This window comes from Anoxybacillus sp., assembly GCF_036834105.1.
GTDB lineage: Bacteria > Bacillota > Bacilli > Bacillales > Anoxybacillaceae > Anoxybacillus.
The window spans coordinates 1-7,045 of sequence record NZ_DAITON010000118.1; the positions used below are offsets into that span (position 1 = coordinate 1).

Genomic DNA, 7,045 nt, shown 5'->3' on the forward strand with positions numbered 1-7,045 from the left:
CGTACCAAATCGCTTTTTGGACTCCATCTCGCAAAAACCAGAAACACCGCCCATCTGAATCATGGGAGACATGGCTCAAACAAAAACGGAAAGTCATTGAAACGGGTATTCTCCGTCCTTGTTGACCAATATCGTATGACAGACATTCGTGCGAATACGATTACAGGGTTTGAAGTGGCACTAGATGGCATCTTGTTGGTGTATTCACTTGTAACACTCGGGCTAGTTGAGCGCTAGCGCTCAACTAGCACCACGGGTTACTTTATATAATCTAAAACAGAATTTGACTGTATTGATTTTAAGCATCATGCGCTGTCACCGCTGTTCGCCTGCTTCTTGCAGTTGTTCGTTAAGACGTTCGAAAAATAAGTCAGCTTCGCGTTCTTCCTCTTGCTCGTCCCATTCTGGGAGAGGTGGAAGTTCGTCTAATGTTTTTAAGCCAAAGTAATCTAAAAACTCTTTCGTTGTCCCGTATAAAATTGGACGACCTGTTCCTTCTGCGCGACCTACTTCTCTAATTAACGCTTTTCCTAACAGTGTTTGAAGCGGCTTGTCGCTTTTGACGCCGCGAATGTGCTCAATTTCTGCGCGCGTAATCGGTTGACGGTACGCGATGATCGCTAACGTTTCAAGCGCAGCTTGCGACAACGATGATGTCGTTGGTGACTCGACAAGCTTTTGTAAATACGGCGCACATTGTTTTTTCGTTGCAAGCTGAAGCGTTCCTGCCATTTCCACGATCATAATCCCGCGCTCATCCGCATCATACATATCTTTTGCTCGTTGAATAAGCTCATATACTCGCTCTTCCTCTACATCGAGTACATCAGCTAATTGCTTATACGTCAATCCTTCTTCACCTGCCGCGAACAATAACGCCTCAATTACTGCGAATTCATTCATCTCAATCACCTTTTCGTCGAATGTATAAATCAGCAAAATTGTTTTCTTGCTCGACAATGATTTCGTTTCGTTTCATCAGTTCAAGCAATGCTAAAAACGTGACGACAATTTGCTCGCGATCGTCATACGGAAATAAGTCGTAAAAGTTCATTCGCTCTCCACTTTTTAATATATGTAAAATTTCTTCCATCCGCTGTCCGATCGGAATTTCTTGACGTGCTACTTTCGTATGAAGCGGCTTTTGTAACTTTTTGCGCCGTAACAACTTCGCCAGCGCTCCAAGCATATCGTATACATCAACATCGAGAGCAAGCGGCGCACCGTTTTTCGCATAAGCGGTTAAATCGCTTGGCGGCTTCGTAAATAAAAGCGCGCGCTCTTCTTCTCGCTCGCGCAACTGTTTCGCCGCTTCTTTAAACTTTTTATACTCGATTAACTGCTGCATTAATTGTTCACGCGGATCTTCTTCCGGAATAAATATGTCTTCTTCTAGTGTATCCTCATGTTTCGGTAACAACATTTTGCTTTTCATTTCAATGAGTGTTGCTGCCATCACTAAATACTCGCTCGCTACATCGAGCTGCAATTCTTTCATCGCATGAATATAAGCCATATACTGCTCCGTAATTTGTGCAACAGGAATATCATAAATATCAATTTCATACCGATGAATTAAATGGAGCAATAAATCAAGCGGCCCTTCAAATTGATCTAATTTCACATGATAGTGCACATCAATCCCACCTTTATTCATAACTAATAGTATAATACAGATAAGCATACGAAAAAAAGGGGGCATTATATTGTATCCGAAGGCATATATCGACTATTTGCTTCACTTTCACGCGACGCGCGATTATTTTGAATGCCATGAAGTGTTAGAAGAATATTGGAAACGAACGAATGAACAAGTATGGATCGGGCTTATTCAGCTCGCTGTCGGAATGTACCATTATCGCCGAGGAAATATCGCCGGAGCAAGACGAATGTTAACGAAAGCGGTAAACGCATGTGAAAAAGAAAAGCAGGCGTACGAATCGCTAGGCATTCATGCTGAGCAACTGCTAGCTCTCATTCATACATATATAAGACGAATGGATAATAGAGAGACGTATGAAAGTGCTTGTTTACCTATTGTCGATCGTTCGCTCTTACATATATGCCAACGACAATGCGAACAAAAAGGGCTAATATGGGGAGAAAAAAGCGACATGTCAAACGAATATATCATCCATAAACATATGTTGCGCGACCGAAGCGACGTCATCGCTGAGCGGGAACGGCAAAAACAAAAAAGACAGGGACATTGATCCCTGTCATTGTTCACATTTATCCAAAAATGGAGCGGTCATGTCATTGGCACATAACGTCTGATTTGGATACAATTCTTTTAACGCTTTCACCATTTGCTTCCCAATTCCTTGATGGCGATGGGACGGATTAACGCTAATATGTTGCACTTCAACCGCATGTTCGCGCAAAATCGCACCGATAATGCCGATAAAATCTTCTCCTTCTTTCCATAGAAACAGCTGCCAATCGTCGTTTGTCTCATAATTTTTCATCGTTTGTTGAAGCTGTTTTAAGTCTTTTTCGTTTGGCATAAACGACAAAAGACCCATGGCAATTTTCTCATAGTTTTTTCGATAGCGAACTAGCATATGAATCCCTCATTATCGACAAGACTTATTGTTTACTCGCTATTGCTATTATAAACGGTCTTGTCGCTTTTTTAAACCTTTTTTATCGCGAGCATATTAAGAAAATGTACGCATCACATTCGCCATTTCAATGGCGCTTAATGCTGCCTCCCATCCTTTATTTCCTGCTTTCGTCCCAGCCCGTTCAATTGCCTGTTCAATCGTATCTGTCGTCAGCACCCCAAAAATGACCGGTACGCCTGAAGAAAGGGCAGCATGGGACGTTCCTTTCGCCACTTCATTACATACGTAATCGTAATGGCTCGTTGCCCCGCGAATAACTGCACCAAGTGTAATCACTGCATCATATTTTTTCGACTCTGCCATTTTTTTCGCTACAAGCGGAATTTCAAACGCTCCTGGCACCCAAGCGACGTCGATATCATGTTCCGAGACCCCGTGACGTTTCAAGCCATCGAGCGCACCAGCGAGCAGCTTGCTTGTAATAAACTCATTAAATCTCGCAACGACGATGCCGACTTTTAACCCTGTTCCAACTAAATTTCCTTCATATACGTTCATGCCATTCTCCTCCTTAAAAATGCAACATATGTCCTAGTTTTTCGTATTTTGTCCGCAAATAGCGCTCGTTATGGCGCTTCGCTGGCATTTGTAGCGGAACGCGCTCAACAACTTCTAATCCGTATCCTTTTAACCCAGTAATTTTGCGCGGATTGTTCGTCAATAAGCGCATTTTTGTCACACCTAGATCTTTTAAAATTTGCGCGCCAATTCCATAGTCGCGCAAGTCTGGGGCGAAGCCGAGCTTTTCGTTTGCCTCGACCGTATCATAGCCTTGCTCTTGCAACTTATATGCGCGCAATTTGTTTAACAAGCCGATGCCGCGACCTTCTTGGCGCATATATAACAACACTCCACGACCTTCTTCTTCAATTTGCGCCAACGCCGCATGAAGTTGAGGACCACAATCGCAACGATGCGAACCGAACACGTCCCCTGTTAAGCATTCCGAATGGACGCGCACGAGCACTGGCTCATCTGGAATGATTTCTCCCTTCACAATTGCGATATGTTCCTTACCGTCTAACGTGTTGGAATATCCAATTACTTTGAACTCGCCAAAATCGGTCGGCAACGAAATTTCCACTTCACGTTTAATCAATTTTTCTTTCCGATTGCGATATGCGATTAAATCTTTAATCGTAATCATTTTCATATCAAATTTTTCCGCGATTTGTTTTAAATCAGGCACACGCGCCATCGTCCCATCATCTTTTATAATTTCACAAATGACTCCTGCCGGCTTTGCCCCACAAAGACGCGCTAAGTCTACAGCGGCTTCCGTATGACCCGCCCGCCGCAACACGCCACCTTTTTTCGCCACAAGCGGAAAAATATGCCCTGGTCTTTTAAAATCGCTTGCTTTCGCTTCTGGATTTAACATTTCTTGAATCGTCAACGAGCGCTCAAACGCGCTAATGCCCGTCGTCGTTGCTTTATGGTCGATGCTGACAGTAAACGCTGTGCCGTGCGCATCTGTATTATGATTGACCATCGGTGCTAAATCGAGCCGATCGGCCAATTCTTCTGTAATCGGTACACAAACGAGACCGCGACCGTGCGTAATCATAAAGTTGATCACTTCCGGCGTTGCTTTTTCTGCAAGCGCCACAAAATCACCTTCGTTTTCACGATCTTCATCATCACAAACGATAATGATTTTCCCTTGCATTAAATCGTAAATCGCCTCTTCAATTGTATGAAACATTTCGCTCACTCCTTATATCCGTGCTCTTGCAAAAATTGCAACGTCAACCCGTCATGCTTACCGGCAACGAACTGTTCTACATACTTACCAATGATGTCACATTCAATATTGACGATATCGCCAACCTTTTTTGCCCCTAAAATCGTCGCTTCTCGCGTATGCGGAATGAGTGAAATGGTAAACGTTCGATCCGTTAAACCGAAAATCGTTAAACTTGTGCCGTCAACCGCAACAGAACCTTTTAAAATCATGTATTTGCGCAAATGACCCGGCACTTCAATGTCATAATACACCGCGTTAGCGACAGGTTGTTTGCGAACGATACGTCCGACACCATCGACATGCCCAGAAACGAAGTGACCGCCAAAGCGACCGTTCGCCGCCATCGCCCGTTCTAAATTGACTTTCGCTCCTACCGTCAGCGTTTTTAATGACGTTGCACGCACCGTCTCCGGCATAACATCAACTGTAAAGAAGCGATTTGTAAACGATGTGACAGTTAAACAAACACCGTTCACTGCAATGCTGTCACCGAGCTGCACATCTTGTAGCACCTTATGCGCTCCGATCGTAAAAACGATCGCATCACCTGTTTGTTTCATTTGTTGAATGGTTCCTATTTCTTCAATAATTCCTGTAAACATGGCGATCATCCTTTAGCAACGATTTTAATATCCGATCCGATCATTTCCACATGTTTCACTTGCAAGCGAAGCGCATCCATCATTCGACCAAAACCTTCCCCACCGATTGCCGAAGGGGCTTCATTGCCGCCGATCAACGTCGGGGCGACATAAGCGATGACTTGTTGAACAGAGCGAGAAGATAAAAAGCTTCCATGCACATGCGCTCCACCTTCAACGAATATGGACATGACGTTGCGCTTACCAAGTTCACGTAAAAGAGATGGAATATGAATCGTATGTTCATTCATACGAATGAATTGTACTCCCGTTTGTTCATACGGCTTCATTTGCTCTTCCGTCACATGATGCCCGACGACAATCCACGTTGGTGCCATGTTGTCCGTTACAACGTTCGCTTGAAGCGGTGTGCGCAAATGTGTATCGAGCACAACTCGAATCGGCTGTTTTCCTTCGTGACCAAAGCGAACGGTTAAGCTCGGATCATCTGCTAAAATGGTGCCGACGCCGACCACGATCGCATCGTGCTGCTTTCGCTCGCGATGCACATCGCGACGCGCCTCTTCAGACGTAATCCACTTGCTTTCTCCCGTTTTCGTGGCAATTTTCCCATCTAAACTCATCGCATATTTTAATATCACATACGGCGTTTTCGTTGAGATATAGTGAAAAAACATTTCGTTTAACGCATCCGCTTCTTCTTTCAACACCCCGACGGTCACATCCATTCCCGCTCGCCTTAATTTTTCAATACCTTTTCCTGCGACGAGTGGATTCGGGTCTGTCGTCGCCACGACGACGCGCTTCACCTTTTTTTCAATTAACAAATCGGCACATGGCGGCGTTCGCCCGTAATGGCTGCACGGCTCAAGCGTCACATAAACAGTTGCGCCTTCCGCTTTTGCGCCTGCCATACGCAGCGCATGCACTTCCGCATGTGGCTCCCCTGCTTTCAAATGCGCTCCAAAGCCGACAACTTCGCCATCTTTTACAACGACTGCACCGACAAGCGGGTTTGGGGACGTTTGACCACGCGCTGTTTCAGCTAACTGTAACGCTAAGCGCATATATCGTTCGTCCATTTTGCACCACCTTTCCTGTATAACATAAAAACCCTAGGAACAACGTCCTAGGGCAAGATGTATAATAAAAGATCGCCTTTTTCGCATAGCAAAATAACCCATCGCCGATCGCTATTTTCCAAATAAGTGGAATAAGTGGCGTGAGTTTTCGGCAATCCTTCTCCCATCCAGACTATACTGTCGGCTCCGGAATCGCACCGGATCATGCCTTAACGGCTCGCGGGCTGAGAAACGTACGTTTCATTACCGCCGGTCGGGAATTTCACCCTGCCCCGAAGGATGCGTATATTCCATTTTTATTCATTATAGCACAATAAAGCGAAATGTCTATTACTTTGCAATGAACAACCAATACACCGCTCCCCAAACGAAGCTAACGAGCAAAAGGAGGAAAAACAATAGCCAGTTTTTTTTCATCTCCCATCTTTCCTTTTCACTATTGTTCGTCCCACACTTTTACTTCTTTCATCACATCGCCGTTTTTCATCGCTTTGACAACGTCCATTCCACTAGTCACTTGTCCAAACACTGTATGTACACCGTCTAAATGCGGCTGCGGTTCGTGACAAATGAAAAATTGACAGCTTCCCGTATCGCGACCACGGTGCGCCATCGACATCGCCCCTTCAATATGTTTATGCGGATTGTTGTCCGTTTCACAAGGGATGGTGTATCCTGCATCGCCTGTTCCGTTTCCAATCGGGCAGCCACCTTGGCTCACAAACCGTTTAATGACGCGATGAAACGTCAATCCGTTATAAAATCCTTCATTCGCTAGTTTTTCAAAATTCGCTACCGTCTTTGGTGCTTCGTTTGGAAATAGTTCAAACTCCACCTTTCCACCGTTCTCCATGATGATGTAACCTTTTTTCTTCATTGAAACTTTCGCCACCTTTCTATCGTAAAAACAAATGTAGCTTCATTTTACTATATTTCACTTCTATGTTCACGCAAATGTTTGTACAATAGTACAGAGGAAAAATGAAG

Annotated in this window: 9 protein-coding genes, 1 pseudogene and 1 riboswitch; of the genes and pseudogenes, 2 read left to right on the plus strand and 8 right to left on the minus strand. The window is 44.5% G+C overall.

The genetic code is table 11. The features are described 5' to 3' along the window. Positions 1-237 (plus strand): annotated as a pseudogene (locus V7Z64_RS10620) (IS982 family transposase); the annotation flags it as partial. 78 nt (positions 238-315) lie between these two features. On the opposite strand, the gene scpB reads toward V7Z64_RS10620, so the two are convergent. Together scpB and V7Z64_RS10630 are read right to left on the minus strand one after the other, a co-directional pair. Then, positions 316-903 carry an SMC-Scp complex subunit ScpB gene (scpB, locus tag V7Z64_RS10625; protein WP_219984965.1) on the minus strand — a complete coding sequence of 196 codons (588 nt, stop codon included), beginning with the start codon at positions 901-903 and terminating at the stop codon, positions 316-318. Between the two features lies 1 nt (position 904). Beyond that, complete coding sequence (locus V7Z64_RS10630; RefSeq protein WP_297990212.1) at positions 905-1,636, minus strand: segregation/condensation protein A; 732 nt, start codon at positions 1,634-1,636, stop codon at positions 905-907. A gap of 70 nt (positions 1,637-1,706) precedes the next feature. Here V7Z64_RS10630 and V7Z64_RS10635 point away from each other — a divergent pair, with 70 nt between their 5' ends. Then, entirely contained in the window at positions 1,707-2,213 is a 507-nt protein-coding gene (locus V7Z64_RS10635) for a DUF309 domain-containing protein (RefSeq protein WP_297990210.1), read from the plus strand. 6 nt (positions 2,214-2,219) lie between these two features. Here V7Z64_RS10635 and V7Z64_RS10640 read toward each other — a convergent pair whose 3' ends face one another. The 6 genes from V7Z64_RS10640 to V7Z64_RS10665 form a co-directional block, all read right to left on the minus strand. Further along, positions 2,220-2,564: a GNAT family N-acetyltransferase gene (locus V7Z64_RS10640; protein WP_297990209.1), complete on the minus strand. Its 345-nt coding sequence runs from the start codon at positions 2,562-2,564 to the stop codon at positions 2,220-2,222. A gap of 96 nt (positions 2,565-2,660) precedes the next feature. After that, positions 2,661-3,125, minus strand: coding sequence for a 6,7-dimethyl-8-ribityllumazine synthase (gene ribH / locus V7Z64_RS10645; RefSeq protein ID WP_297990207.1), 465 nt, complete (start codon positions 3,123-3,125; stop codon positions 2,661-2,663). Positions 3,126-3,138: 13 nt separating this feature from the next. Then, positions 3,139-4,332 carry a bifunctional 3,4-dihydroxy-2-butanone-4-phosphate synthase/GTP cyclohydrolase II gene (locus V7Z64_RS10650; RefSeq protein WP_003394392.1) on the minus strand — a complete coding sequence of 398 codons (1,194 nt, stop codon included), beginning with the start codon at positions 4,330-4,332 and terminating at the stop codon, positions 3,139-3,141. A 5-nt stretch (positions 4,333-4,337) separates the two neighbouring features. Continuing rightward, on the minus strand, positions 4,338-4,976 hold the full coding sequence (ribE, locus tag V7Z64_RS10655; RefSeq protein ID WP_003394390.1) for a riboflavin synthase: 639 nt from the start codon (positions 4,974-4,976) through the stop codon (positions 4,338-4,340). 5 nt (positions 4,977-4,981) lie between these two features. Then, complete coding sequence (gene ribD, locus V7Z64_RS10660; protein WP_297990203.1) at positions 4,982-6,058, minus strand: bifunctional diaminohydroxyphosphoribosylaminopyrimidine deaminase/5-amino-6-(5-phosphoribosylamino)uracil reductase RibD; 1,077 nt, start codon at positions 6,056-6,058, stop codon at positions 4,982-4,984. Positions 6,059-6,209: 151 nt separating this feature from the next. Beyond that, a riboswitch (FMN riboswitch) is annotated at positions 6,210-6,342 on the minus strand. A 152-nt stretch (positions 6,343-6,494) separates the two neighbouring features. After that, positions 6,495-6,935: a peptidylprolyl isomerase gene (locus V7Z64_RS10665; RefSeq protein ID WP_297990201.1), complete on the minus strand. Its 441-nt coding sequence runs from the start codon at positions 6,933-6,935 to the stop codon at positions 6,495-6,497. Positions 6,936-7,045 lie beyond the last annotated feature (110 nt).

Bases quoted from the DNA above. Each gene is read 5' to 3' on its own strand.
- ribD (WP_297990203.1), bottom strand. From the start codon at position 6,058: ATGGACGAACGATATATGCGCTTAGCGTTACAGTTAGCTGAAACAGCG.
- V7Z64_RS10640 (WP_297990209.1), bottom strand. From the start codon at position 2,564: ATGCTAGTTCGCTATCGAAAAAACTATGAGAAAATTGCCATGGGTCTT.
- ribH (WP_297990207.1), bottom strand. From the start codon at position 3,125: ATGAACGTATATGAAGGAAATTTAGTTGGAACAGGGTTAAAAGTCGGC.
- V7Z64_RS10650 (WP_003394392.1), bottom strand. From the start codon at position 4,332: ATGTTTCATACAATTGAAGAGGCGATTTACGATTTAATGCAAGGGAAA.
- scpB (WP_219984965.1), bottom strand. From the start codon at position 903: ATGAATGAATTCGCAGTAATTGAGGCGTTATTGTTCGCGGCAGGTGAA.
- V7Z64_RS10665 (WP_297990201.1), bottom strand. From the start codon at position 6,935: ATGAAGAAAAAAGGTTACATCATCATGGAGAACGGTGGAAAGGTGGAG.
- ribE (WP_003394390.1), bottom strand. From the start codon at position 4,976: ATGTTTACAGGAATTATTGAAGAAATAGGAACCATTCAACAAATGAAA.